Origin of the sequence: Brevibacillus reuszeri (genome assembly GCF_002897295.1) — a bacterium.
GTDB classification, from domain to species: domain Bacteria; phylum Bacillota; class Bacilli; order Brevibacillales; family Brevibacillaceae; genus Brevibacillus; species Brevibacillus reuszeri_A.
Genome location: NZ_BEXF01000084.1, coordinates 1 through 1,595, shown reverse-complemented (window position 1 = coordinate 1,595; position 1,595 = coordinate 1). Strand labels below are relative to the sequence as shown.

The 1,595-nt window shown below is 37.2% G+C and carries 2 protein-coding genes; both read left to right on the top strand.

Features of this window, described 5'->3' with window-relative positions:
- Nucleotides 1-144: 144 nt before the first annotated feature.
- The gene (locus tag C3B52_RS35425; RefSeq protein ID WP_103110996.1) at nt 145-573 is read left to right on the top strand and encodes an ATP-dependent DNA ligase; all 429 of its coding nucleotides are present in this window, start codon (nt 145-147) and stop codon (nt 571-573) included.
- 14 nt (nt 574-587) lie between these two features.
- Nucleotides 588-764: a hypothetical protein gene (locus C3B52_RS37100; protein WP_164685082.1), complete on the top strand. Its 177-nt coding sequence runs from the start codon at nt 588-590 to the stop codon at nt 762-764.
- The last annotated feature ends 831 nt before the right edge of the window (nt 765-1,595 follow it).

Here is a 1,595-nt window from a genome sequence, read left to right as displayed (position 1 = left end):
AGTAAAACCGTCATAAAAGCTGCTTATAAATAGACCACATTCTAATAGGATGCGGTCTATTTTATTTTGTAAGTATGATGGCATCATATACCTGTGTTATCAGATGTTCTGCTATGATACCCTGATTTATAGGGGGGATGAGGGATGATTGATCCTATGTTATTGGCAGATGCTCCAGAACCCTTCGAATCTAATAAGCACATTGCAGAATTAAAGATAGATGGTATTAGGGGTATTTTGGACATACAGGAACAAGTTAAATTATATACAAGACATCGGAATGATGTGAGTTATCGGTACCAGGAGATTACTCAAGCAGCTAAAGAAGCAGCTGATAGAGGTACTATACTGGACGGGGAATTTGTGGTGAGTGATATCGATACCGGTAAACCAGATTTTGAGGCAACGATGGCCAGATTCTCATCGAATCCTAAGCTTGGAATTGAGCGAACACCAGGATTAACCTTTGTGGCTTTTGATATTCTTCAGCATAAAGGTCAGGATCTGACGAGTCTAGATTTGATGGCAAGAAAAGAGATTTTAGAGGAGGCTGTCACAAAAACGAAGTTATAAAAAAGATCAGATATATGGAACATAGCTTTATACCTTTGTTTGAGCTTTGTAAACAGCAGCAGCTGGAGGGCATTGTGTTAATGGGTCATTACAAGGAAGATGGAACACCCAATATCCAAATGACCATGATCTATATGACACCAGGTATGGAGGATTTAACGGCAGCAGTAGAATCGATCAGTTGGACATGAATTCGCGTTAAGTTGTTAAAAGTAGCATTTTTATGGGTATGACAACAGTGAGGATGGGCATATATAATAGAAGAGCCGAGGATGGTTCCAGCCACCCTCAGCACTACCTGATGGAACGGGTTGGCCCCCGCCAGCAGGAACTAAATTGTTAAGCTCTCTTTTTTTCTGAGCCAGATTCTGATCTACTATCAGAATTTGGCTTCTTTCTTCTGCTTTTAATAAATTTGTCCAGTCTATTCTTTTTCCTCAAGTGAAGATACAATTTGAGGGCCGACTCGATTAATACTTTGGCCATAAGAATCAACCAAGGGTATTCTTTTAAAAGTTCATTAAACAATGTTATCACCTCCCTCCATGAGAGATTATAGGAAGAATGATCGAGTTTTATAACTAACGCAGATCCGTACCCCAGATCCGTACCCCAGATCCGTACCCCAAGAAAACCTCCTTTATGAAAGTTACCAACCTTTCATATTTAACCCAAGTTATATAAAATATATTCATTAAATCTGTTTAATATCTTATATATTATTTGCCGAAAAAAATAATTATGACTATTAAAGATTAACTATATTAAGTATATGCTTTTAATTTTCGGTTTAAACGTACTATTGAAAACGACCCATAAGCCGGCTGAATCAGGGTTATTAATAGATACCTAAAAGTGAGATGTATTATAATAGAAGGTTTAGCGTATACTAAGAAGTAAAACCGTCATAAAAGCTGCTTATAAATAGACCACATCTAATAGGATGCGGTCTATTTTATTTTGTAAGTATGATGGCATCATATACCTGTGTTATCAGATGTTCTGCTATGATACCCTGATTT

What these genes read in the sequence shown, in the direction of transcription:
- C3B52_RS35425 (WP_103110996.1), top strand. Translation starts at nt 145, where the DNA reads ATGATTGATCCTATGTTATTGGCAGATGCTCCAGAACCCTTCGAATCT.
- C3B52_RS37100 (WP_164685082.1), top strand. Translation starts at nt 588, where the DNA reads ATGGAACATAGCTTTATACCTTTGTTTGAGCTTTGTAAACAGCAGCAG.